General features: G+C 34.0%; 23 protein-coding genes and 3 tRNA genes. 15 read left to right on the top strand and 11 right to left on the bottom strand.

Annotation, left to right across the window (positions count from 1 at the left end):
• Positions 1-10: 10 nt before the first annotated feature.
• Entirely contained in the window at positions 11-442 is a 432-nt protein-coding gene (locus tag KHA90_RS10015) for an META domain-containing protein (protein WP_213298699.1), read from the top strand.
• Positions 443-660: 218 nt separating this feature from the next.
• Here KHA90_RS10015 and KHA90_RS10010 read toward each other — a convergent pair whose 3' ends face one another.
• Entirely contained in the window at positions 661-1,938 is a 1,278-nt protein-coding gene (locus tag KHA90_RS10010) for a DUF2130 domain-containing protein (protein WP_213298696.1), read from the bottom strand.
• 462 nt (positions 1,939-2,400) lie between these two features.
• On the bottom strand, positions 2,401-3,285 hold the full coding sequence (locus tag KHA90_RS10005; RefSeq protein ID WP_213298693.1) for a LysR family transcriptional regulator: 885 nt from the start codon (positions 3,283-3,285) through the stop codon (positions 2,401-2,403).
• Between the two features lie 308 nt (positions 3,286-3,593).
• On the opposite strand from KHA90_RS10005, the gene KHA90_RS10000 reads away from it, so the two are divergent.
• Complete coding sequence (locus KHA90_RS10000) at positions 3,594-4,301, top strand: class I SAM-dependent methyltransferase (RefSeq protein WP_213298690.1); 708 nt, start codon at positions 3,594-3,596, stop codon at positions 4,299-4,301.
• 88 nt (positions 4,302-4,389) lie between these two features.
• Here KHA90_RS10000 and KHA90_RS09995 read toward each other — a convergent pair whose 3' ends face one another.
• From KHA90_RS09995 to KHA90_RS09985, 3 genes are all read right to left on the bottom strand, one after another.
• Positions 4,390-4,668, bottom strand: a complete 279-nt coding sequence (locus tag KHA90_RS09995) for a putative quinol monooxygenase (RefSeq protein ID WP_213298687.1) — start codon at positions 4,666-4,668, stop codon at positions 4,390-4,392.
• Positions 4,669-4,670: 2 nt separating this feature from the next.
• Complete coding sequence (locus tag KHA90_RS09990) at positions 4,671-5,276, bottom strand: NAD(P)H-dependent oxidoreductase (RefSeq protein ID WP_213298683.1); 606 nt, start codon at positions 5,274-5,276, stop codon at positions 4,671-4,673.
• A gap of 298 nt (positions 5,277-5,574) precedes the next feature.
• Positions 5,575-6,561 carry an aldo/keto reductase gene (locus KHA90_RS09985; protein WP_213298680.1) on the bottom strand — a complete coding sequence of 329 codons (987 nt, stop codon included), beginning with the start codon at positions 6,559-6,561 and terminating at the stop codon, positions 5,575-5,577.
• Between the two features lie 118 nt (positions 6,562-6,679).
• On the opposite strand from KHA90_RS09985, the gene KHA90_RS09980 reads away from it, so the two are divergent.
• Positions 6,680-7,531 carry an AraC family transcriptional regulator gene (locus KHA90_RS09980; protein WP_213298677.1) on the top strand — a complete coding sequence of 284 codons (852 nt, stop codon included), beginning with the start codon at positions 6,680-6,682 and terminating at the stop codon, positions 7,529-7,531.
• Positions 7,532-7,724: 193 nt separating this feature from the next.
• On the opposite strand, the gene KHA90_RS09975 is transcribed toward KHA90_RS09980, so the two are convergent.
• The gene (locus KHA90_RS09975; RefSeq protein ID WP_213298674.1) at positions 7,725-8,486 is read right to left on the bottom strand and encodes a C40 family peptidase; all 762 of its coding nucleotides are present in this window, start codon (positions 8,484-8,486) and stop codon (positions 7,725-7,727) included.
• Positions 8,487-8,554: 68 nt separating this feature from the next.
• Entirely contained in the window at positions 8,555-9,733 is a 1,179-nt protein-coding gene (locus tag KHA90_RS09970; RefSeq protein WP_213298671.1) for an acetyl-CoA C-acyltransferase, read from the bottom strand.
• A 239-nt stretch (positions 9,734-9,972) separates the two neighbouring features.
• Here KHA90_RS09970 and KHA90_RS09965 point away from each other — a divergent pair.
• The 4 genes from KHA90_RS09965 (at position 9,973) to KHA90_RS09950 (ending at position 11,915) form a co-directional block, all read left to right on the top strand.
• Positions 9,973-10,056, top strand: a tRNA-Ser gene (locus KHA90_RS09965).
• 81 nt (positions 10,057-10,137) lie between these two features.
• Positions 10,138-10,212: transfer RNA gene (locus tag KHA90_RS09960), tRNA-Pro, on the top strand.
• A 31-nt stretch (positions 10,213-10,243) separates the two neighbouring features.
• A tRNA-Arg gene (locus KHA90_RS09955) sits at positions 10,244-10,317 on the top strand.
• 272 nt (positions 10,318-10,589) lie between these two features.
• Positions 10,590-11,915, top strand: coding sequence for a site-specific integrase (locus KHA90_RS09950; protein ID WP_213298668.1), 1,326 nt, complete (start codon positions 10,590-10,592; stop codon positions 11,913-11,915).
• Between the two features lie 318 nt (positions 11,916-12,233).
• On the opposite strand, the gene KHA90_RS09945 is transcribed toward KHA90_RS09950, so the two are convergent.
• A complete protein-coding gene (locus KHA90_RS09945) occupies positions 12,234-12,959 on the bottom strand; it encodes a hypothetical protein (RefSeq protein ID WP_213298665.1) in 726 nt (241 codons plus the stop codon).
• 395 nt (positions 12,960-13,354) lie between these two features.
• Here KHA90_RS09945 and KHA90_RS09940 point away from each other — a divergent pair, with 395 nt between their 5' ends.
• Together KHA90_RS09940 and KHA90_RS09935 are read left to right on the top strand one after the other, a co-directional pair.
• Positions 13,355-14,905 carry an IS630 family transposase gene (locus KHA90_RS09940; protein ID WP_213298663.1) on the top strand — a complete coding sequence of 517 codons (1,551 nt, stop codon included), beginning with the start codon at positions 13,355-13,357 and terminating at the stop codon, positions 14,903-14,905.
• A 97-nt stretch (positions 14,906-15,002) separates the two neighbouring features.
• Entirely contained in the window at positions 15,003-15,347 is a 345-nt protein-coding gene (locus KHA90_RS09935) for a DUF3024 domain-containing protein (protein ID WP_213298661.1), read from the top strand.
• A 515-nt stretch (positions 15,348-15,862) separates the two neighbouring features.
• On the opposite strand, the gene KHA90_RS09930 is transcribed toward KHA90_RS09935, so the two are convergent.
• Positions 15,863-16,144, bottom strand: a complete 282-nt coding sequence (locus tag KHA90_RS09930) for a hypothetical protein (RefSeq protein WP_213298658.1) — start codon at positions 16,142-16,144, stop codon at positions 15,863-15,865.
• Positions 16,145-16,688: 544 nt separating this feature from the next.
• On the opposite strand from KHA90_RS09930, the gene KHA90_RS09925 reads away from it, so the two are divergent.
• The 3 genes from KHA90_RS09925 to KHA90_RS09915 all read left to right on the top strand — a co-directional run bounded on the left by KHA90_RS09925 (position 16,689) and on the right by KHA90_RS09915 (position 18,552).
• A complete protein-coding gene (locus KHA90_RS09925) occupies positions 16,689-17,156 on the top strand; it encodes a helix-turn-helix transcriptional regulator (RefSeq protein WP_133509357.1) in 468 nt (155 codons plus the stop codon).
• Positions 17,156-17,800 carry a nucleotidyl transferase AbiEii/AbiGii toxin family protein gene (locus KHA90_RS09920; RefSeq protein ID WP_133509358.1) on the top strand — a complete coding sequence of 215 codons (645 nt, stop codon included), beginning with the start codon at positions 17,156-17,158 and terminating at the stop codon, positions 17,798-17,800. The genes KHA90_RS09925 and KHA90_RS09920 overlap by 1 nt, the downstream gene beginning before the upstream one ends.
• A gap of 86 nt (positions 17,801-17,886) precedes the next feature.
• Positions 17,887-18,552, top strand: a complete 666-nt coding sequence (locus tag KHA90_RS09915) for an IS6 family transposase (protein ID WP_213298654.1) — start codon at positions 17,887-17,889, stop codon at positions 18,550-18,552.
• Positions 18,553-18,710: 158 nt separating this feature from the next.
• Here the strand turns inward: KHA90_RS09915 and KHA90_RS09910 are convergent, their stop codons facing one another.
• Entirely contained in the window at positions 18,711-20,678 is a 1,968-nt protein-coding gene (locus tag KHA90_RS09910) for a PAS domain-containing sensor histidine kinase (protein ID WP_213298651.1), read from the bottom strand.
• A gap of 502 nt (positions 20,679-21,180) precedes the next feature.
• Here KHA90_RS09910 and KHA90_RS09905 point away from each other — a divergent pair.
• Positions 21,181-21,606, top strand: a complete 426-nt coding sequence (locus KHA90_RS09905) for a response regulator (protein WP_213298648.1) — start codon at positions 21,181-21,183, stop codon at positions 21,604-21,606.
• Positions 21,607-21,872: 266 nt separating this feature from the next.
• On the opposite strand, the gene KHA90_RS09900 is transcribed toward KHA90_RS09905, so the two are convergent.
• Positions 21,873-22,511 carry a serine aminopeptidase domain-containing protein gene (locus tag KHA90_RS09900; protein WP_213298645.1) on the bottom strand — a complete coding sequence of 213 codons (639 nt, stop codon included), beginning with the start codon at positions 22,509-22,511 and terminating at the stop codon, positions 21,873-21,875.
• 1,041 nt (positions 22,512-23,552) lie between these two features.
• Here KHA90_RS09900 and KHA90_RS09895 point away from each other — a divergent pair.
• Together KHA90_RS09895 and KHA90_RS09890 are read left to right on the top strand one after the other, a co-directional pair.
• Complete coding sequence (locus KHA90_RS09895; protein ID WP_213298642.1) at positions 23,553-24,530, top strand: AraC family transcriptional regulator; 978 nt, start codon at positions 23,553-23,555, stop codon at positions 24,528-24,530.
• A gap of 224 nt (positions 24,531-24,754) precedes the next feature.
• Positions 24,755-25,111, top strand: coding sequence for a hypothetical protein (locus KHA90_RS09890; protein WP_213298639.1), 357 nt, complete (start codon positions 24,755-24,757; stop codon positions 25,109-25,111).
• Positions 25,112-25,285: the final 174 nt, after the last annotated feature.

Here is a 25,285-nt window from a genome sequence, read left to right as displayed (position 1 = left end):
AATATTTTACATGAAAAGGATTTTAATGCTATTTATTGTAGTTTCATTGGCTTGCAGTTGTAAATCTGCTAAAGACAAGAGTTCTACAGCTTCGACTAACGAACCATCAATTGAAAAAAAATTACAGCAAACCTGGGTTTTAGAGAATTTAAACGGAAAATTGGTTACTGAAAAGGATTTTTCTACTCTTCCAAAAATCGTAATGAATTCTTCTGCTTTTTCCGGTTCAACAGGATGTAATGCAATCAAAGGAAATTTGCTTTCAAAAGGAGAGCAACAAATTCAGTTTTTGAATCTTACTTCAGAAACTAAAAAATGTGATGCAAAAAAAGAAGTCGAGTTTTTACAGCTGTTAAGAACGAATTCGGGTTATTCCATAAAGGATAATAAACTATTCCTTTCTAACCAGTTTGGATTGACAATGTCTTTCAAAAAAGGGTAATTGAAAAAGGAAAATGAAATTGAAAATGAAAAGGCTTCGAAATTAATTGAAGCCTTTTTTTAGACAGAATTATGTTTGTTCAAAGTTTAAGTACGATTTGTAGTCATTTATGTTTAATAGATTACAATCAACTTTAAAAACATGAATAATAAAAAATCCGTGTAAATCCGCGTTTTCGCTAAGCGAATCCGTTTCATCCGCGTGCCATTTTCGTATTGTTATTCCAATTCCTTAGGATCTTCTTTATCGTCTTCAATAAAATCAAGTTCCAAAGCTCTAACCGTTTGAACTGCATTTCCGGCAATACCACGAATAGATCCGTACATTCCTAAAGTGTTATGCACTACTTTTTCAATTTGTTTTTCGCGTTGTTTCCAGATACGCTGCATGGCTCTTTTTTCAGAATCAAGATCTCCTTGCATTTGCGTAAAGCCTTCTACAATTCCTTCAATTTGTAAACGGAATTCGTTGCTCGTTAAAAAATCATACAACATTGACATTTTATCGCCTTTGTTTTCCTGCGCCTGAACAGCCTGACTTACCTGAATTAACGATTGACGCAAAACCGCGCTCAAGCCTTTAAATTCTTCATAAGTACAAATCCAGATTCCGTCGCGCATTCCCATTCGGTCCATTCCGGCTGGCATAACTTCGGTAACTAAAACACCAATATTGGCTCTTTTCGTTCTAATGTCATTTTTGAATTTCTCAATCCATGCGGGCTGAAAAGCTTTTGTACGCTTGCTTTCGTAATAAATTGAACCACAATTTTGTAATTCACGGGTATTTACAATCTGCAGACAATCGGCACCATTAGCGCCTTTTTTGACTTCATCAATACTATCAAGTGGAAAATTATTGGCTAGCCATTCTTCGATCGCTAATTCCATAACTTCACCTTGCAATTGCATAGAACCTTGTTCCTGCTTGCGTTTCATTTCTTCGATCAGCTTTTTTTGATCATCAGATTGCTTTTGGTATTCTTTTATTTTTAGCTCGTTTTTTTCTTCTTCCTGTTTACGGATTTTATCACGTTCCAGAACCAAAGTTGCATTTAATTGTTTTTGGGCTTCGGCTTCGATTGCTTCTTTCATTTCCAGTTTTTCACGCTGTAATTTTGCAATTTCGCCTGTCATTTTATTAAGTTCACGAAGTTTCTCAGATTTCTCAGAAAGTTCTTTTTCCATCGAAAGCAAGCGATCTTTATTTTCTTCGTCGAGTTTGGTTTTTAACTTTTCGGTAATTTCTTTCTCGGCAACCTTTTTCTCACGCTCTAAACGTTCTGCAAAAAGTTCATTTTCTTGTTTCTTTTTGGCTTCAAATTCTGATTTAGCTTTCTCAAATTGCTCATTTTTAAGTTCTAATTCCCGACTTTGAGCATTGGCTTTTTGTTGGTATTCTTTACGAATATTATCTTCTAACTGATGTTTTAAAATGTCATTTACATCGATAGTTGTTCCGCAATTTGGACACTGAATTGAAGATTGTTCTGCCATTTTTTATTGATTTTATTTAGGTAATGTAATAATCTGCTAAGGTATTTAAAAGTTGGTTCTTTTCAAGGGATTTCTATGTGATAAATTGTAACTTTTTTGCCACGAATTTTAATTAATCTCGCAAAGTCGCAGAGGCGCAAAGTTTTTTGTTTCACGCAGATTTTATAAGATTTAAGCTGATTACACAGATGATTTATTCTCATTTTTGTCATTTCGAGGAACGAGAAATCACACTAGAAGATCCGTATCGTATGTCGTCAATCTTTGTAGAGTTACGCGTGATTCTCCCTTCGGTCGAAATGAACTGTGCATAATCAATACTTATATAAAAAATTTGCGCCTCTGCGATTTCGCGCGATTATTTTAAAGCATGCAATTTAAATACTTCTTATGATTAACTTTTACGGATTTCCATCGTTTTAAATTAATTCGTGAAAATTCCCGAAATTAGTGGCAAACTTTTTATTTCTTAGAAAAATGCAATAGAAAATCTACAGCCGATTTTGTAATTTCAGATTCGTCTTCTTTTGAAGTAATTAATGAAACATCGGTGAATAAATTAACTTTTTTTAATTCGATAAAACCAATTTCCGGATCTTGATTATTCTTGGCAATATTGGACGGAACAATCGAAATTCCTAAACCGTTTTTTACTAATTGTACAATTGAATTGATATTGTTGGATTCGTGAACTACTCTTGGCGTAAAGCCATAAAAGGCGCATAATTCTAACAGAACTTCATGATAATGCGGTGCGTAATCTTTATTGAAGAATACAAAAGTTTCGTCTTTTAGATTCGGGATTTCTTTCTCGGAATTAATCTGGATTAAACTCTTATTATAAACTACCGAAAATCCGTCCTGAAACCACAATTGCGATTTTATTTTAGGAGATTTTATAGGCGAGCGGATAATTCCTAAATCAATTTTGCCTTGTTCAAGAGCGTCTATTTGTTTAGTTGTAGAAACTTCAAAAAGTTTGAAATTAACGTATGGAAATTCTGTTTTCAAATGTTTAATCAAATCTGATATAACAGATGAATAAATAGAACTGATGTACGCGATTCTGAACTCGCCGGAAACATTCTCGGCTATTTTTTTCGTTTTCACGGAAATGCGTTCGAGGTTCTGCAAAAGTGCTGTCACTTCTTTTTCGAAATACTTTCCGGCTTCGGTTAGTTCGACTTTTTTATTGTTTCGGATGAAAAGTTTCGCCTGAATTTCGTTTTCGAGTTCGATGATTTGTCGGCTCAAAGGAGGTTGAGAGATGAAAAGTTTCTCAGCGGCTTTGGTAAAGTTTAATTCTTCGGCTACAGCCAAAAAATATTTAAGATGACGTAATTCCATAAATACCTATTAAGTATTAATAATTGACAAAATAAGTATTTTTGAAGTATATATCAAAGTGGTAATTTTGATAAAAAATATATGGGCCACGGGTTTTACGGATTTGAACGGGTTTGCACGGATTTTATTTTTTTGTAAACGAAAAAGTTTTGCCACAGATTAAAAAGATTTACACAGATTATTTTTTCATAATCAAAATGAATTTTAAAATCATTTAAATCATTTAATCTGTGGCAAAAAAAAAATAAAATCCGTGCAAACCCGTTTAACCAGCGTCATCCGTGTGCCATAAAAAAAAACAAAAAACTATGAAAAAATCAACTATTGCAGAAATTAGAGAACGTTTTGATAATGATGTCGAACGATTTTCGAATTTAGAAACAGGACAAGTTGCGACAATTGATGCGACGATCTCTTTAGAATTAATCACCGAAGCTTCAAAAAGAATTGTTCCTGATGCCAAAAAAGTTTTGGATATTGGTTGCGGAGCGGGAAATTATACTTTGAAAATGTTGTCTAAAGTACCGAATTTGAATAGTACTCTAGTGGATTTGAGTTTGCCGATGTTGGACAGAGCTTTTGAAAGAGTTTCGGCAGCAACAAACGGAAGGGTAGAAGTGAAGCATGGTGATATTCGAGAAGTTGATTTACCGAAAAGTCATTTTGATATTATTTTGGCTGGAGCCGTTTTGCATCATTTGCGTGATGATCAGGATTGGGAAACAACTTTTATTAAGATTTTTAAATTATTAAAACCGGGTGGATGTTTTATGATTTCGGATTTGATTACTCAGGATACTGAATTGTTGAATGAATATACCTGGCAGCGTTACGGTGATTATTTGGAAGGAATTGGAGGTGCAGAATACCGCAAGAAAATGTTGGATTATGTGGAGAAAGAAGACACACCAAGATCAATGAATTACCAACTAGATTTGATGAAGAAAGTGGGTTTTAAAAGTGTTGAAATTTTACACAAGAATATGTGTTTTGGTGCTTTTGGCGGAATCAAGTAAAAGTTTTCTGCCACAAATTTCACGAATTCGCACTAATTTTGTTCCCTCAAGAATACGGATAAATTCGTGAAATTCGTGGCGAAAAAAATTACAGTATTTGTGCCGTTTTATAAACCTGAATGGGTGAAGCAACTAAACTTTTGCTTTTTGCAATGAAATCAAGTAAATAAGGCTGATTGTTATGGATGTCAAGGCCTGGCTGATCTTTCCATTCTTCCCAGATAATGAAAATATTTTCAGATGCGTGAAGGTCATAACGCACGCAAGCAGCTTCTTTTCTGGTTTCGGTAACCAAATGATTCAACATGCTTTGTAGTTGTTCTTTATTTTCTGGTTTGCTTTTGAATATTGCTGTAATTGAGATCATAATTATAAAGTTTTAAAGGTTTGTTCTAAATGTCTGGTATAGTTTTTCTTAAAGATATCGATATTTTCTGCAGTAGCGCCTTTTTCAACATCATGAAAATGAAAACCGTCCAGTTTTTCCATTCCTGTAAATTTATTCATTTTATGAAAGCCAAACATAGCTCCGTCATCTACAGATGTTTCTTCGAAGAATTCTCCCGGAAGTGTAAAGGCTGTTGCGGGTGCATTCCAACTTGTGGTAAGCATGTATTTTCGTCCGTATAATTGTCCGCCGGTTCCGTAATTGATGTCCGGATTTGTTCTGGTTCTACCGTCGCTTCTATAAATTCCTTTGTTGTGTCCGGCTGTGAAAACGTCGTCGATGTATTTTTTGAATTGGTTTGGTAATTGAAACCACCAAACTGGTGTATGATACACTATTACATCTGCCCAAACGAATTTTTCGACTTCTTCGTCGAGATCAAAATCTTGTTTTATGTCGGTTGTTTTTATTTCGAATTGCTTGCTGTTTGTTAAGTATTCGATTGTCCAATTGGTAACGGTTTCATTGAATTTTCCGCCTGAATGAGCGAAATTTTGACTTCCGTTGATGATAAATATTTTCTTCATAATGTAAATGTTCTTGTGGATTCGTGGGTTTGTGTGAGGGATAGAAGTGAAAATCCTTTTTTATAAATTTTTTCTATTTATAAAAAAGATTGTAACGAATAGCCCGACCCGGAGGGACACACCCAAATTCTTATTATTGTTGAGTGTAATTTTTTAAACACATAGAAACATAGGTTTTACTTTGTCCTTGGAGAATGCAAAAAGAAACTAGTTTCTTCACATAGCTATGTGTATTTAGATAAAGTGAAAAGCCTTTCTACATTTCCATTGGCTATGTTTCTATATGTTTAAATATTATTTATTTTAATTTTGAAATAGCCTGATTGATAAAATCTAATTCTGAAAGGGATAAGTCAAAATCCATTGTTTTTGCGTTTGAAATCGCTTGTTCTGCGTTTCTTGCTCCGGCCAAAACAATTGCGATTCCTTTTTGTAAAGTGGTCCAGCGCAATACTAATTGTGAGATTGAAATGTGTTTTGCGTTTGCCAATGAACTTAATTCTTCGACTAAAGTTTTTACTTTTTGAAGATCAAATTGACCGAAGTAACCGTTCCTGTGATCGTTTTCTTTTAGCTTACTATCTGTGAAATATTTTCCGGTTAGTAATCCTCTTTCCATTGGACTGTAAGCAATGATTCCGATGTTTTCTGCGGTTGTGTATGGAATTACTTCAGCTTCAATACTACGATTCAACATGCTATACGGAACCTGGTTGGATGCCAATTGAATCGTTTTTTGTGCTTCCTGAAGTTGCGAAAGACTATAATTACTTACCCCGGCTGCTCTTATTTTTCCTTGTTTAATTAAGGTTTCAAGGGCTTCCATTGTTTCGTGAATTGGCGTTGTAGCGTCTGGCCAGTGAATTTGTAATAAGTCGATATAATCGGTTTGAAGGCGTTTTAAACTGTTTTCAACTTCTTTGATGATGTTGCTTTTTGAAGCGTATTTGTAAACTGGTATTTCTTTTCCGTTTTCTTCTGCATTAAAGAAAAATTCTCCTTTTCCTTGGTTGCTTCCGTCGCAAACCAAGCCAAATTTGGTTAACAATTGAACTTTTGATCGGTCTTGTGATTTTAAAGCTTCGCCAATCATTTCTTCGCTTAAACCAAATCCGTAGAAAGGAGCAGTGTCAATTGTGGTCACGCTATGATCGATTGAAGCGTGAATTGAATCGATTGAATCTTTCTTTTCGTTTCCGCCCCACATGTTTCCTCCAATGGCAAATGCGCCGTATGTAATAGTTGATAATTCAAGTTCAGTGTTTCCTAATTTTCTATATTCCATAATGTTGTATTTTGATGCTTTAAAATTGTTTGGCAAAATTATACCATTTTTAAGACTGTTAACTTGTATATATTTGTCTTTTTTATGTAAATTTGTAGCCGAATTAATAAAGTATATTATGAAAAAAGAAAATTTATACGAGCCTTTTACGGTTTCTTTTGAAACTCTGGATGAGTATCCGGATGTTGGAGATCGTCATAATTTCTTTGAATTGGTTTATATTTTGGGCGGAACGGGAAGACAGTGTATCAACAAAAATATTTTTGAATATGATGCTGGACATATGTTTTTATTGACCCCTGAGGATTGTCATAATTTTACAATTGAAACGGAAACGAAGTTTTTCTTTTTGAGGTTTAATGATATTTATTTGAAAAATTCGAGTTTGCAGAATGAGAATATTCAACGTTTAGAATATATTTTGCAAAATGCGAATCATCAGCCGGGTTGTATTTTGAAAAATCATGCTGATAAATGTCTGGTAAAAGTGATGGTTGAAGCGATTATTCGTGAACGTCAGGATAAGGATGTTTATAATAAGGAATTGATTCAGCAATTGGTAAATACCTTAATTATTATTGTGGCGCGAAATATTGCGAAATATTTGCCGGAACAGGTAAATATTAGTACCGAAGCTAAAGCCATGGATATTCTGCAATACATTCAGAATAATATTTATTATCCTGAAAGAATTAAAGCGGAATCGCTTAGTGAGTATTTCGGGATTTCGAATACGTATTTAGGTCGTTATTTTAAAAAACATGCCAATGAAACGATGCAGCAATATATCAGTAATTATAAAACGAAACTGATTGAACATCGTTTGCAGTTTAGTGATAAACGTATTAACGAAATTGCGTATGAATTTGGTTTTACGGATGAAAGCCACTTTAATAAATTCTTTAAGAAACAGAGAGGGAATAGTCCTTCTGAGTTTAGGAAAGTGATACGTGTTAGTGCGTTAAATTAGCACGCAGATGACGCGGATTCGCAACACGGATTATCACGGATTTTTTATTATAGATTAAAGAATAAGTACTTAAACACGAATTACACTAATTTGCACGATTTTTTTTGCCACCGATTTTGCTACGCAAGTTCGCTATCGCTCGGGTACAAATTAAAAGAATTTTTTAATCTGTGTTAATTTGTGAAATTTGTGTTTAAATTATTTTTTTTATTACTCTAAGTTTATGAGTGTGTTTGTTGAGTTCCGGATTGTAAATTCCTAAATGGTCTAAACGGTCAATGCGGACTTTTCCGCTTGCGTGGATGATGTAATTGTTTTCCATTATAATACCAACATGTGTGATATTTCCTTCGTCGTTGTCAAAAAAGGCTAAATCTCCAACTTCACTTTCTTCTATAAAGCTTAAAGCTTCTCCTTCAAGGGCTTGTTGCGAAGCGTCGCGGTGAATCTTGTATCCGTTTAGTTTGTAAACCATTTGTGTAAAACCGGAACAGTCGATCCCAAAAGGTGTTTTTCCGCCCCAAAGATAAGGTGCGTTTAAATACATAAAAGCGGTATTTATTAAGGCGCTTTTTGGTTTTATTCCACTGGTTTTTGTGCCTTCGAAATCGAAGTTTGAAGTATTGATTTCGTTATTATTTAAAAATGATAATGATGCACCAAGCGGAATTGGTAATAATAAATTATTAGATGAAGTGATATAATCAATTAAATCAGCATTTAAGATAATGGCTTCATTACTTAATTGATTGTAATTTGTTTCTGAAATAATCTGATATTGTTTAGAATCTACCCAGCCTTCGTAGTCATCGTATTGTATTTTTATTCGCGCCCATTGATTTTGGCGTTCTAAAATCTCGATTTGTTCGCCAAACAAAAGTTGTGTAACGATTTCACTTCTGTCACTTGGCTCAGATCGAACGGGTACTATGGCTAGATTGCAAATTCCGAACATTTAGGGTAATTTATTAGTTGAAATTCAGGAGTTATTTACAATTAAAATAACCCCTGAATTAATATTATTTAAGCTCTTTCAATAACAATTGCTGATGCACCACCGCCACCATTGCAAATTGTAGCAGCTCCGATTTTAGCATTGTTTTGTTCTAAAACATTTAGCAAAGTTACGATGATTCTTGCTCCTGAACATCCTAATGGATGACCTAATGAAACCGCTCCACCATTTACGTTTACTTTATCGTTATCTAAACTAAGAATTTTTGAATTAGCTAATCCAACAACAGCAAATGCTTCGTTGAATTCGAAATAATCAACATCGCCAATTGCAATTCCGGCTTTCTCTAAAGCTTTTGGTAACGCTTTTGCAGGGCTTGTTGTAAACCATTTTGGTTCCTGAGCAGCATCGGCATAACTTTTTATGTAGGCAAGGGGTTTTAATCCTAATGAGATTGCTTTTTCTTCTGACATTAAAACTAAAGCTGCAGCTCCATCATTTATTGTTGAGGCGTTTGCAGCTGTAACTGTTCCGTCTTTAGTGAAAACAGCAGCTAATGAAGGGATTTTGTCCAGTTTTACGTTTGTGTATTCTTCATCTTTTGAAACAATGATGGGTTCGCCACGTCTTTGCGGCACTTCTACAGGAACAATTTCGTTGTCGAATTTTCCTGCATCCCACGCTTTTGCACTTCTTTGGTAAGACTGAATGGCAAAATTGTCTTGTTCTTCACGGCTAATGTTGTATTCAGATGCACATAAATCAGCGCAAACTCCCATTGCGTTGTTATCGTAAGCATCTGTCAAACCATCTTTTTGCATTCCGTCAAGCATTGTTGCGGGACCAAATTTAGTTCCGTTACGCATTTGTACGTAATGCGGAATCAAACTCATGTTTTCCATTCCTCCGGCCACTACAATTTCGGCATCGCCACAAGCGATTGCCTGAGCAGCAAACATTACGGCTTTCATTCCTGAAGCACAAACTTTATTTACGGTTGTAGCAGCTACTTCTTCAGATAAACCTGCAAAAAGTGCTGCCTGACGTGCTGGTGCTTGTCCAACTCCGGCTTGTACTACGTTGCCCATAAATACTTCATCAACTAATTTTGGGTCAAGGTTAATTTTTTGAAGTGCGCCTTTAATAGCGGCGGCACCTAATTTTGGTGCGGGTACGGTAGATAAACCTCCCATGAAACTTCCGATAGGTGTTCTAACGGCAGAAACGATAACAACTCTTTTGTTCATTTTCTGTTAATATTAGTTAATCAAGCAAATTTACTCTTTATTTGAATAAATTCAAATTTTGGGGCAATTCGATTGAATTTTAAATTTAATATCAAATTTTTGTTAATTCTATTTGTTTGATTGTGAAGCCGTTTAAAAAAAAGATTGAAAAAAGATAAAAAAAAGCGCAAAAATAGTTGTGAGATATGGAATGTTGTCATACCTTTGCAACCGCAAAACAGAACACGTTTCTTGAGCTTGGAGAGGTGCCAGAGCGGTAATGGAGCAGATTGCTAATCTGTCGACGGGTAACCGTCGCCAGGGTTCGAGTCCCTGTCTCTCCGCTTAATAATTTGCTTTTGAGGTTTTGAAGTAACCTGAGTAATGTGTCCTGATTAAATTGGGAATAGCACATATAAAATCTTCGGGGTGTAGCGTAGCCCGGTTATCGCGCCTGCTTTGGGAGCAGGAGGCCGCAGGTTCGAATCCTGCCACCCCGACTAAACTTTACCATAAAGTTTTAAAACAAATGGACGCATAGCTCAGTTGGATAGAGCACCTGCCTTCTAAGCAGGCGGTCGAAGGTTCGAATCCTTCTGCGTTCACTTTTAGATTTAGAAATTTAGTCATTAAATGTTCTAAACCCTTATAAAACCTGCAATCTTCAGATTTGCAGGTTTTTTTATGTCCGCTAAATACCGCCAAAATTTTCAAAAATGCACAAAATTTTAGTGCAAATTCGTGGCAATTTAGATGGTGAAAAAAAACTGCCACGAAAATGAGCTTAAATTGTTTGTAATCAACATGTAAAGCTGGTTTACGTCTTGATAAATTGATGTTATAATTCGATCTTTATTAATTTTAAAATTATTGAATTATGCTAGAGAGCAGTATCGGAACAATCTTCTTTTTGAAGAGTTCTACAAATGGCAGCAATGAAAGATTTATTTATCTAAGAATCAGCGTAAATGGCATTCTTAAAGAGACCTCTACCAAAAGGAAATGGAGTGCAAATCGATGGGAGCAGAAAACAGGTAGGGCAATTGGAACCAAAGAAGATGCTAAATGTTTAAATTTCTTTTTGAATTCACTAGAATTGAAAATTAGAAAATTTGCTGATCATCTTTTAGATAAACAGGAATCCCTTACTAGTGTAAAACTCATAAATTTTGTTTTAGGTAAAACGAAACAGAAAAATACAGTTATGCAGGAATTTCAGATGCATAACGATCAAATGCTTGCTCTGGTAGAAAAAAATGAATTCGCCATCGGTACTCATGTTCGGTATAAGATATCAAAAAATCATGTAGAAGAATTTATGCGGTTTAAATATGGTGTTTCTGATATGGAATTTAATGAGCTGAATTTTGAATTTGTAAAAGATTATGAATTTTATCTGAAGACTGTAAAAAGCATAAGTAATAATACTGCTCTTAAATATATTTCTAATTTTAAAAAAATTGTACTCGTGGCAGTTGATAAGGAAATTATTCCATCAGATCCATTTAAACGATTTAAATCAAAAAAAATTAAAGTTCCAAAGAAGCCTTTATCGGGGTTTGAATTATCATTGCTTGAGAAGCATTCGTTTTTAACTTCGCGGCTTAATATTGTAAGAGACGTTTTTGTTTTTCAATGTTATACAGGTCTAGCGTACATTGATGTTTTTAATCTAAAACGATCTGATATAAAGGTAGGCGTGGACGGAGAACAATGGATCTTAAAGGAAAGACAAAAAACAGGAAGCCCGATTAGTATTCCTTTATTGCCAAAAGCTGTTGAAATATTAGAGCGTTATAAAAGTCATCCTCTTTGCATAGAAAGAGCTTCTGTACTTCCTGTAAATTCAAATCAGAAAATGAATGAATATCTTAAAGAGATTGCAGATTTGTGCGGTATCACAAGTACGTTAAATACTCACAAAGCAAGAAGAACCTTTGGTAGTACCGTAACATTAAATAATGATGTGCCGATTCACGTGGTTAAAGAAATGCTGGGTCATCAATCAGTTAGCCAGACTGAAGAGTACGCTATTACGGAACAGATTTCGATTGGACGCGAAATGCAGGGTTTAAAACAAAGATTAGCAGATAAGGATGATGGCATAGAAAATTCAACTTTAAAAACAATTCAAAGGATGGAACTAGAATTAATTGAAATGAAGAAGCAACTTAATTTTTTTAAATTAAAAGATATTGGGTAGAACCAATGGGTATTTCGTTCGATACTTGTATTTTATTTTAAGGATAATTTAAGCACTGAGCTAAAAGTACAATTTAATGCATTTTCGAACCTAAACTTTTTAGATCATATTTTAGAATTTTACTTAAGTTATTGGTCATTTACGACTTCTTTTTTATTGATGTTTTTTTAAGTAAATATAAACAACAAAGCTTCAGATTTCTCTGAAGCTTTGTTTTAGTAGCGGGAAGCATTCAAATATCTAACCATTTTATGACTGATTTTTATAAGGTTGCAATCGAATTTCAACTGTAAGAATAAAATTTAAAAAGTTAAAATTTTATTTTCCAACTAAGCCTAATTCAATTTTTACATCACTTCGTTCAGTTATTTGTATTGGATTTACACTCCATTTTTCTGCTACTTTCATTACTAATTCTTCATCAGCATAATCCAAATCCTCCCTTTGCCAATAACTATCAGATTCTGCTTCCTCAGAAAGAGAATTAAATAGGTTTAAGCCATTTTCGGCTTCGGTTTTTTCTCCAAACACTTTTATGTTTTCACCGGTTTCTCCAATATAAGCATATATTCTTTCCATTTTTCCGTTTACAGATTTCATCCAATTATGATATTCGATAATCCTTTGTGTTCCAAAAAACTGGGCTTCACCAAATTCGGTACTTAATTTATTAAGTATTTTTTCAAGTTTTTCAATACTTGCTTTATTATCACCTTGAGGTAATTTATTTCCTATTGCTAAAGTCCATTTGCCAATTTGAGGTGTTATAAAAACACTATTTTCATAAGCATATTCTAGTCCACTTTTCCAATTTGAAGATTGTGTGTCTTTTAAATCCAGAATTTCTGCCAAGGCAATTTTGTCATCTGTACTTACAGCTATCCAAACTGTTTTAAATCCAAAATCTATAGGAGTGTCAGGATTAGTCGAAATTATAGTTAGTTTGGAATCTGATTTGTATTTAGCAGTTATTCCATTTTGTTTTGCTAACCAAACTGTAAAAGATATAAAAGCAATTATTCCTATTATAATAAATATGTTCATTTTAGTTTGTTTTAAAATAAGAGGTAATGTATTGAAATTTTTGTTAATAAAAAAAAGTAAATATAAACAAAAAAGCCTCAGATTTCTCTGAAGCTTTTGTCTGTGTAGCGGGAACAGGACTCGAACCAAAAAAATAACGCTAATATTTCTGCAAAGCTATTACGTGAAAAATTCTCCTCAATGTAAACACTGTTGATAATAGAAATTTGTTTTAGAGTCATTTTGTTAGAATAACAGAAGTTGGTTATAGATTAAATAACTTCCTAACCCTTGTCACTTAGGTACATGGGGATTTTCGGTTTCCAAATGATATTTTTGAATTTTTGAGCCTATTTTAAACTAATTACATAATTTTATATAAAAATAGTTGATGTTGAATTTTTAAAATATTGATTATGGCTCAGAAAACTATTTCAACAATAAAGAAAATAATTATTGGACGACTGGTGGTCTCTAAAAATTTAAACGTATCGAAATGTGCTCGAGAACTTAAATTATCAAGAAATACAGTTAAGCGCTATGCTGATCTATTTGTAGAATTTATTAACGTTTATCCTGATAATATAGTTCAAAATCAATATGAAATATTTTTGATGAAGCCACTGGCGGAAATTCGGCCTAGAGCTTTTCAATTGCTTAATTTTTTATCTTTTTTAGCGGAAAATGAAATCAGCAGGCTTGCAACTGCAAAAACTGCATGGCTTAAATATATTGCCAAATATCCTAGCGGTTACCAATATTCACAATTTATGGTAATTTACAATAAATGGATAAAGGAACAAAAGAAGATAATACGAAAAAATTGGCAGGTTCAATTTATTCCGCAAGAAGACGTAAAAACCTTAAAGTGCTGGAATTCCTCTAATGTGCGACGAAAATGGGAATTATCGGTTGTATTAACAGAATCCTATAAAAATACCCTAACATCCCAAATTGCCGCAAAGGTGGAACGATGTTCAAATGTTGTTAGGGATTGGATAAATATATATAAATCTCAAGGATTGATAGGCTTTGAAAAGAAAAAGCGCTATACTAATCCGATAACACATCAGTTTATAGAGGAAAAACGTTCAAAATTGATCCGGCTCCTTCATGAATCACCAAAATTTCACGGAATTAATCGTACGTCGTGGTCACTCGCTGACTTAGCTCTCACCTACAAGAAATTATATTCAATAAATATTTGCAGTGCGACAATTTCTCATTATTTGAAAATGGAAGGTTTTGTCTATAAAAAGGCTAGGAAAGTTTTAACTAGTCCAGATCCGAACTTTAGAGAAAAAATGGACAAAATCAAATATATTCTTAAAAATCTGGGAACGAATGAAAAGTTTTTCTCTATCGATGAGTATGGTCCATTTGCAGTTAAGATAAAAGGTGGGCGCTCGCTAATGAAAAAAAGTGAGATAAAAACTTTTCCACAGATTCAAACGAGTAAGGGTTTTACAATATGTACTGCAGCATTGGAGTTATCCTCGAATCAGATTACGCATTTTTATTCTCAGAAAAAGGACACTAATGAAATGATCAAATTGATAGATTTATTATTGTTTACATACAAAGGACAAGATAAGCTTTATTTATCTTGGGATGCAGCATCTTGGCATTGTTCAAAGCAATTAAATGAATACATCTATAAAATAAATGATCAGTATTATAGAAAAACACATCATAATCCAATTGTAGAACTAGCGCCATTACCAGCATCAGCCCAATTTTTGAACGTTATAGAATCTGTATTTAGTGGTTTGGCAAAGTCTATTATTCATAACAGTGATTATTCAAGCCTTGATGAATGTAAAAATGCAATATCTCTTTACTTTGAAACAAGAAATAAACACTTTCTTACTAACCCAAAAAAAGCTGGCAATATAATTTGGGGCAAGGAATTAGTAATACCAGTTTTTAAAGATAGCAATAATTGTAAAGACCCAAGATATCGATAGCTGTCATTAAGAATGTTTTCTTAAAAAATCATATATTGAAATCATTAAAGTAATCAATGATGTGATGCAGCCAAACAATTTTAATTTTAAGACTCAGATGGAAAATAATTTGATTTCAATGATTGAATTGCAGCTAAGAAATTTTACAAATGACCTTCGGCCAATTGACGAAGATATTCGAAAGGAATTGGATTTTGGCTTTAGTTGGGATGGACAAACAGCTTTGCTCTTCGAAATCCGCTCAAAATGGAATAGTCCAGATGATATTTTACATGTCCATTTTGCTAAATTAAAATACAGTAAATTACGGAAGAGCTGGAAATTGTATTGGAAACGTGCCTCAGGAAAATGGGAATTGTACGGATCTAGAAGCGAAAGTAAGAATCCCAATGAATTACTGGATGAGATCATTCGAGACCCCTATGGCTGTTTTTTTTCTTAAAGGTTAAAATTTCTAAAAGTTTCGAACCTAAACTCGTTAGTGCTTGATTTTTAATACACTAAATTTTATAACACTTATTGTTGTGTAAGTGATTGTTTCATAAAATTGTACCTTTTAAGGGCTACTGCTGTTTGATAGGGTCGAGGGCTTTCTAAATCTAAAAATTAACGAAGTGGTGACTTAAACTGTTCGCAGTTCAGTCATTAAATCTACTAGTGACTTAATTTCCGATGCAGAAATTAGCAACTCAGTATTTGCAAGGATCTACAAAGGTCGAGGTACAATTGAGGTACAAAATTTAACAAAGTATCGCAAAGCAAAAACAAACAAACAAACTTTATTTTTTTAATAGAATGTAGAATTTTGTTAAACTATAATAACATTTTTTTAAGAACACATTAATCCAGTAGTTAAAGCAAATTTTTTAAAAAAAATATGAGTATTTACACTGGTACTAGTTCTTTAACAAAGGTATTAATGTGTAATATATTTAGAAAGTCAAAAAAGACTGTTTATCAATTTAGAAAGCTTTTGCTGCTTATATTTATTAGTCCCTTAATAGTTATAATGCTTGCATCTGTAGCCGAATCTAAAATAATAAAACCTTCATTATCGAGCATTATTAATGCATCTAAAACTTTTGCCTGATTTGACCTTTGGATAAGTAAACTCTCTTGTATGGATTCATTCAAACAAGGAATAACCATACTAGTTAAATCTTCAAAAGGGTAAGTTTTTTCAGGGTTTTGCGCCAGTAGATTAAGAATCATCTCAGAAATAGTAAACTTGGTATACATAAAATAGTTTTACTTAAAATTATGCAAAATAATTCAATTTTAAAACTCATCTATAGCTTTTATATTTTCGATTCTGAACATACTTCCATTTTGCGTAAATTGTCAATCGTGCTTTCGCCAATTAGCAATATCTGAGGATAATAATTCTGAATTCGCAGTATTGAGGTACGTGCAATTGTCAAAGATCTGGAAGTTTTTATTTAAAAGCATATTCAAAAATAAAAATATTAAGGCAATAATAATATTATAATATCTAATGCGAGTTTTATGGTCAGTTTCATCAATAAATATATTAAAAGCTATTTAAATATCACTGACTTGTTTTTTATTATCAGATGGTTTTTATTTCAACACCATCAATCCTTATTGCAATACCCGTGATCCACTTTTAACATTGAAACCCAATTCGGCAGTGCTTGATTTTGGTCGATTTTTATTTTTTTTATATTATTTTAGCAGGATTTATTAAATCCCATAACAGTAGTTTTCGTTAAAATAAGTTCTTTAATATAACTGTGTAAACAAAATTGTTTATTTTTGTATTATGAAAAGTACATTAAATATTATAAAAGGAATTCATCCTGGATTTGTGCTGGAGCGCGAACTTAAAAAACGAATGCTGGGCAAGGGACAATTTGCTATTTCACTTGGTGAATTTCCCCAGACCCTTACGGCTATAACAAAAGGAAAGCGCAGAATGAATATACCCCTTGCTATGAAAATTGAAAATTCACTTTCTCTGGAGGAAGGGTATCTAATGACCCTACAGGTATATTATGATATTGAACAGCAGAAAAAGAAATTAAATAGAAATAAAACTGATAAGAAGCCCGATTTAAATAAGATAAGAAAGATAATTTTTTGGGACACTGACATGAGTAAAATCGACTGGCAGAAACAAAAAAAAGCAGTTATCCAACGGATTTTCGAAAGAGGAAATGAAATTGAAAGAGAAGAAATCATTCGATTCTATGGGAGTGATACTATTAACGATGTCAAAAGAACTAACTAATGCCTTTACATTTTAACACCGTTACCCCGCTATTGCGAAATATTCTTGAGGATTTGATGCAGGCAGAAGAATTTCAATCTTTTCGTCTTGTCGGCGGCACAGCGCTGAGTTTGTATTATGGACACAGAATGTCTGTAGATATTGATCTTTTCAGTGATGCTGATTATGGAAGTCTTGATTTTAAGGCAATAGATGATTACTTAAGGACAAATTATTTTTATGTGGACAGTCTGGATATTTCTCCGGTGGGAATGGGAAAGTCTTACTATGTGGGCAGAAATGCTGAAGAAAGTGTAAAGCTGGATTTGTATTATACAGATGCGTTTATCGATGAGGTAAAGTTATTCGGCACACTCAGACTATCTAGCAGACGTGAGATTACAGCTATGAAAATTGATGTAGTACAGCGTACGGGCAGAAAAAAAGATTTTTGGGATATCGACATGCTGAAAGAAGATTTCAGCATTGCTCAGATGTTTGCCCTGCATGAACAAAGATATCCTTATACACATGATCGCAGTCTGCTCATTGAGAAATTCACTGACTTTTCGCAGGCAGACATTGATTTCGAACCACTCTGCCTAAGGGGGAGGCACTGGGAGCTTATAAAGCTTGATATGATTGAGCTGATCGCAGAGTTATAACATCAAAGTAGAACTTTCCTAGCACAAGAAAGCCTTATATAGACCGATATCGGCTTTGTCCCATCTACAGATTCAAAAAATATTAAATGAATACGAAAGTTCATTGTTATCCCACAGCTATAATTCTTCAGGGAGTCTATTTCAAATTAAGATTTACATTGAGCTATAGAGATGTTGAGGAAATAATGAAAATGCGTGGAATAGAAATTGATCATGCTACAATTCAGTGTTGGGTATTTAAATTTGCTCCAGTGATTGAATTACAGATGAAAAAGAGAAAGAGCAGAGTAGGAATCAGCTGGAGAATGGATGAAAACTATATAAAAGTCAAAGGTCTCTGGTGTTATTTATATCGTGCTGTCGATAAATCGGGTAATACAGTTGATTTTCTATTGACCAGACGAAGACAAAGAATGAGTGCCCAGTCATTTCTAATTAAGGAAGTAAATAATAACTGCAGACCAAGGGTAATAAATAATAGACAAAAGCGACTCGAACACCTGCGAAATGAGAGTTTACAACAAGAGCTCTTTTTCGAATATCAGATTCGGCAATGCAAATATCTTAACAATATCTTTGAGCAGGACCATCGATTTATTAGATGGAGAATACAAAACGGTTTGGGTTTCAAAAGTTTTGAATCTGCCAAAAGAACCTTGGGAGGAATTGAAGTGATACATAAGTTGAGAAAAAATCAGATGCTTAATCCAGGAACAACTATGTTTAAATCATTCTGTAAATTGGCAGCATAATTTTAGTTCTGATATTTCTTTATGTTTTTATAAGACGGATGCGACAGGACGAAAACCTAAATTATTGAAAACGTAACAAGTTTTGGACCGTTTCTACATTCGGTTTCCTCCATTGGCATTTGATTGTGGATAATAGAGCATTGCTCAATCGTTGTTTATTACTTATTTTTCAACAAATTCACGACAAATGTCGCTCCGGCGCCCGGCTTGCTTTCAACCCGGATATAACCTCCGTGGTTTTCGGCAATTTTTTTGCATAATGCGAGACCTATTCCGGTTCCCTGCTTATCATTGTTAAGCCTATGGAACATTTTAAAAATCCGTTCTGTAAATTTGGCATCAAACCCGACGCCGTTGTCACTCACCGAAAACTTATAATAGTGCCTGCCATCTATACTTTCCTCCTCAGCAATTATAGTGATTTTCGGTTCGTCTTTATTATATTTTAAACCGTTATTAATTAGGTTCGCGAAAAGCTGGTGCATTTGTATAGGGATCGCGGTAATTATTGGTAGGCTGCCATACACTATTTCTCCGTTCTTGTCCCTAAGCAAAAGCTCAAAGTCACTTTCGATGTTATGTAATACTTCGTTGATGTCAACTTCTTGAAAAAGATTTTCATCACCTTTCATCTGTGAATAATTCAACACACTGGTAATTAAATTTCCCATCCTTTGCGCAGCGTGGGTTATTTTTTCAAGCACGCGTAAGGATTCAGAACCTGTTGAGATATTATCTTTCAACAGATTGCTGAAAGTGATAATTTTTCGCAAAGGTTCCTGAAGATCGTGCGATGCCACATAGGCAAATTCCTCAAGCTGTTGATTTTGAAGAAGAATCTGGTCATCGGCCTCCTTTTTATGGGTCAGGTCGCGTGTCACTTTCGAAAATCCGGTTACATCTCCCTGCAAGTTATGCAGTGCGGTGATAACTACACTCCCCCAGAAACGCGACCCATCCTTGCGTATGCGCCAGCCCTCAAGGGCGGCCTTATTATGGCGGCTGGCTTCTGCTAATAATTGCTGAGGGAGTCCATTTTCAACATCATCTGGCAAATAGAAAATACTGAAATTTTTTCCCAAAATTTCCGCTTCGCTGTAGCCCTTTATTTTCTGAGCCCCCTTGTTCCAATTCTGGATGTTCCCTTGACTATCGAGCAAGATAATAGCATAATCTTCCACCTCGGCAATCATGCGGTGGTACCTTTCCTCACTTCGTGTCAGTAAGTCGTTCTTGTATTGAAGCTCTGAAGAGAAACGTTCCTGTCGCTCTTCGGCCATTTTTCGCTCGGTAAGGTCCCGGGTAACTTTAGAATATCCAATAACCCTGTCCATATCGTCATGCAATGCTGTAATTAGAATGGAGCCCCAAAATACATTGCCGTCTTTTTTGACCCGCCAGCCCTCATGAGTTGCCGCGCCATCCTCTCTTGCTTTTGTTATTAGCCTATCGGGAAGGCCAGTATCAATATCTTCCTGAAGGTAGAATTGACTGAAATTTTTACCAATGATCTCATTGGCTGAATACCCTTTGATTCTTTCTGCACCTTTGTTCCAGTTCAATATCTGTCCGCTGTTATCCAGCAGTATAATCGCATAATCGGCAATCTCAGCAATCATGCTATGATATCTCGCTTCACTTTGCTTCAATTCTTCATTTTTGTGCTGTAATTCCATTGCATGTCTGCGTTGTATTTCTTCTGCTGCCCTACGTTCTGTAAGGTCGCGGGTCACTTTAGAGAGTGCAATGATATTATTTTCAGAATCATGCAGCGCGGTAATCAGTACCGAACCCCAGAACTTGCTTCCGTCTTTTTTTATTCTCCAGCCCTCATGGTTCACTTTGCCTTTACGCATAGCTTCGTCAAGTAATTTCTCGGGAAGGTGATTCGTCCTGTCTTCGGACGAATAGAAAACCCTGAAATTTTTTCCTACAATCTCATCTGGCGTATATCCTTTTATATTTTGGGCGCCCTTGTTCCAGTTAAGTAAAGTGCCGTCAACATCCATAAGTAGAATCGCATAGTCAGCAACCTCATCTGTCATTTTATGATATAGCGCTTCTCCACCCCCAAGTCGATGTAAGGTGTTTGTAAGGCTGTGTCCATTTCTATTATAATTTTCCATAGCTTATAAAACGTCTATTGTAAAGATAAAACAATCTCTTCAAAAATGCAATAATATTAGCAGCTAGAGTCACTACAACTATATTTTGGGAATAAATCAAATAAAACGTATTTTGTTCCAAGTGTGAAAAAAAATGGTTAACCGGATTGATAAACTAAGTAAAAAAATAAGCAGAAACATGATTTTATTTAAAGAATCCTGCATATAATTTTTATTTTTCAGTAATGTACTATTAAATTTCAGCATTTACAGATAATAATTAATTATGATATACAAGTCGATATAATATAAACCGTTTTATTTACAATAATTAAATGGTGTTTGTAGAATATTTGTAAACTTTGTAAAATGATAAAAGACCGGAAAAAATTGATGCGAGATGGTTAAGAAAAGAAATTTACAGTATATTTGTTCTAGTAAATAGTGCTATAATTACTATACAGAAATTAGCTATACCAAACTGAACCTTCGATCTCAATTAAAGTATTAATAAAGCGTTCTAATGAATTTAAATGGAGAAATAATCGTTGTGGAAGATGATGTGGATGACCGCGAGTTTTTAGATGATATTTTTAAAAGTCTTCAGATTCCAAACAAGGTGGTTTTTTTTGAAGATAGTACAGAGGTGGTTCAATACCTCCTTAAGGATGAGGTTAGGCCGTTCTTGGTCCTATCTGACATCAATATGCCTAAGCTGGACGGGTATGAACTGCGCGTCCAAATAATGGCAAATGAAATCTTACTTAAAAAATGTGTTCCCTATATTTTTCTTTCAACTTCTAAAGAGCCAGAATATATCCGTAAGGCATTTGAACTTGCCGTGCATGGCTACTTTCAAAAAGAGGAGGATTTTGGAAAATACAAGGAAATTATAAGCAATATAGTTTCCTACTGGAAGAGCTGCCAGAGACCGCTGATTGGATGGTGATTTCGTATTTCTGTGCGCCGATTTTTGACTGTTGAAATTGGAAATCAATGGATACAGGATCCCATTGACGTCGCAGACCGCACTATTGGTGTACTAATTTGAGTCTTTGAAATTTAACAACTCATTTTTACAGAATTTAAAACTTGTAATCTCATACCTGCTTTTTACGATTCAATCATATCTGAAACTGTAGTAATTTGAAATTTGTTTTCGATTAAAATCAATAATATAATAGTTTCAGCACATGTAATTCATGAAAAATTACTTTAGCGGTAGTTCTTTATTTTTTCTCCAATGTAGTTCATAGCAATTTTATAAGTTTCTATTCCGTGCCCGACGTTTTTAAAAATTTTCACTTCTTGTAAGGTATTAATATGCTTTTGGACATTTTTTATCGACTTGTGAAAAGGAAACAATAAATCTTTCTCTCCTTCCAGAAGATAGATATCTACATTTATTTTGTCCAATTCTTTATCCATGTAATATGGCTTTTGGGTGTTATCCTTATAGCGGCTGATTGCAAAAAGTTCATAGTCAACTAACAAGGCTTGAGATACTTCCGACAAACAATGTTGAGGTTTTGAAAAAATGGCTTTGTCTAGAAATTTCAGAACATTTTTTGAATTTGGCTTCAAAATCGGAAGGAGGTTATAATACAGATTATTTAATTTCAGTGAAAACGGCTGTAAACAGCCAGGATTAAGTAAGAAAGCTGCAATTATTTTTTCTGGACTTACGATACTTAGTTTGGCACAAATCAGTCCTCCAAATGATGCGCCTGCTACAAAAGCTTTTTCAATTTTCAGATTGTCAAATAATTCTGCAGCCCAGATACCATAATCCAGCGAGTGAATGTCGGGAGTATCGCCGTCACTTAGATTTGGCAGGCCATTGGTCTCGACCATAAAAATTCTCAGCTTGAGGTTTAAGCTGTCAAGCCCATTATCAAAATCCCAAATTAATGAGGTTGTTCTTGCACCTGGAAATATAACTAATGTTTCAAGATGATTTTCATTTGTTTTAAGACCCCAGACATGGGTTTTGCCCAGTGAAGTTAAAATCTCATAGCGCTCATACTTTCTTTCGTTTTGAATCTCCAGCTTTTTAACCCATGTTTCAAAATATAAAGTGTCCGACTGTCTGTCTATAAAATGTTATCTACCTTTTATTTTCATAATTACTTCAATTATTTATTCGATGCAAATCTACATATAAATCGAAACAACCTTCCAATTCTTTAATACCTTTTACAGGAATGAGGATTTAAAAAAAATAATTGGGTATTCTGCTGATAAGCATTATAAAATACAGGCAGACAGTGGGCTTCCATTTACTAAATTGGAAGATAGATTTCTTTATGATGCTGAAAAATTGAAGAAATTCTTCGAGAGAATAGCAGTATTTAGTAGAATTAGTACGATACAATTTAATAGATTTAGCACAGCATGATATAATAGAAATTGAACGACAATTTTACTAACGGTACTTTGTTACGACCGGTTATCTCGCTTACGAAATGAAAAATTGCTACCGCAACTGCCTAGGTAATGTTTTTATATGGTATTCAGTATCGGTAATTAATAGATCTAGTGGAATGTTCACTTCACTTAAATATGAACAATTTAAAACCGTGAACAAATAATTTATTGGTTTATTACTGCTAAATGAGGTCAACACAGGTCTCTAAAAGTTTCGAACCTAAGCTTCTTAAAGCCTTATTTTGCTGGATTTGTTGTTTTCAAAAACACCATGTGCCACGATTCTGCCACGAAAATTAAACGCTTAAGATTCAATAATTAAATGGTTAATTCGCCCTAGCTTTTTGTGGCAGAAATAGTAAGAACTTCAATAAAAATAAAGTACGCTATTGCGTCGTTGTTTTTTACTATTTTACTAAATTTACTAGCAAAGTTAATTTTAGTTAACACGAATCAACCAGGTAAAATATGAAACCGGAGATAACCACTTTAAGAAAGTTCAGAGATATGATTGCATATATGAACTTACCCGTCTTCTCTTATATTGATAACGACGATTTTGCTATTATAAAAATTCATGAGATGGGATTAAAAATGCCCTATATTACACCCACCTTTAGGCCGGATTTTTATACTTTAATAATTGTAAGTGAAGGAAAAGGTACTTTTATGGCAGGCGATCATGTATTTGAACTTGGTCCTCAGCATGTGTTTATGAAATATCCTGATAGTTATTTATCCAGTGGCTGGACAGAATCGCCGGTTGGATATAACATTTCTTTTACGGAAGAGTTTCTAACTAAATACTTTCCTGATGGACTTGATGAAATTCCTGTAAAGGATATAACAAACGCATTTAATTACGGACTCAGTGATGATGATTATAAACCATTTGATGACATTTGCGCGGAAATATATAATGAAGCTATTTCTTCTTCAAATAATAGATATGAAATGATCGCAAATCTCCTTATTCATTTTTTGTTACTAGTCCAACAACATCAAAATAAGATTAAATTAGAGATTCAGAATGAAAAAAATGCCCTTATCCTGGCATCATTCTTTAAAAATGTTGATCAGAATTTCAACATGCTCTTATCTGGTGAGAGTGCAATCGTTCTTCGTACAAAAGAACATTCTAAATTGTTAAATGTTAATGAAACTTTTCTCTCAAAAGTAATTAGTAAAACCTCAGGCAGAACAATCAATCAATGGATAAACGACAGACTTATTGATGAAATAAGCTATTTATTAAAAAATACTCATAGACCAATTCCTGAAATTGCACAAATGTTTGCTTTTACCGATCTTGGATATTTTTACACATTTTTTAAAAGGAATACTAAAGCTACTCCAAGTTCAGTAAGAAATGATTTTAACGCTTTGGATTCTGATCGCACTCATGTGTATCGCGGTGAGGTTGTAAAAATAAGGACGAACTGGTAATCTGTTGGCAGAATAGATAATTAATTTTCCATTTTTGAAAAGCTTTGAACATATGATATGTTATTGAAACAGCGTTCTGGACTGGATTTAAATCTAATTACAACACTTGTATTTATTTCGCTAAATTTGATTGACTAATCAATGTGGTAATTAAGAACTTAAGCGTATCTGAAATGAAACCAGAGCTAACCTCCTTAAAAAAGTTTAGAGATATATTGGCCTTTATGAATCTGCCTGTCTTTTCTTATATTGACAACGATGATTTTGCCATAATAAAATTACACGATATGGGATTAAAAATGCCTTATCTTACCCCAATCTATAGACCTGATTATTATACTTTAACCATAATACAAGGTGGCAAAGGCACTTTTGTTGTAGGTGATCATATTTACGAACTTGGTCCTCAGCATGTATTTATGAAACAGCCAGATCTCTATTTTTCAAGTGGCTGGACAGAATCGCCAGTTGGATATAGTATTTCATTTACTCGATTTTTCTTCGAGAAATACTTTCCCGATGGTATTGGTGCAAATTCTGGCAAAAGTGAGCATACCATTCCGGTAAAAGAGATCAGTTGATTCCGGTTTAAAGTGACCACCCTATTCTTGTAAAAGAGATCAGTTGGTTCCGGTTCAAAGTGACCACCTCAAAAAGTAGTGTTTATAAAGAATATCTTACTTGTTTTTAAAACAAAAGATATGGCAAATAAACGACTGGATATGAGAAACATTTTGCAATTATTACGTTTATAT

Origin of the sequence: Flavobacterium psychroterrae, assembly GCF_018380615.1 — a bacterium.
Classification (GTDB): Bacteria; Bacteroidota; Bacteroidia; order Flavobacteriales; family Flavobacteriaceae; genus Flavobacterium; species Flavobacterium psychroterrae.
The sequence above is the reverse complement of the archived record's forward strand: the minus strand, read 5'-3'. Positions and strand labels throughout refer to the sequence as shown.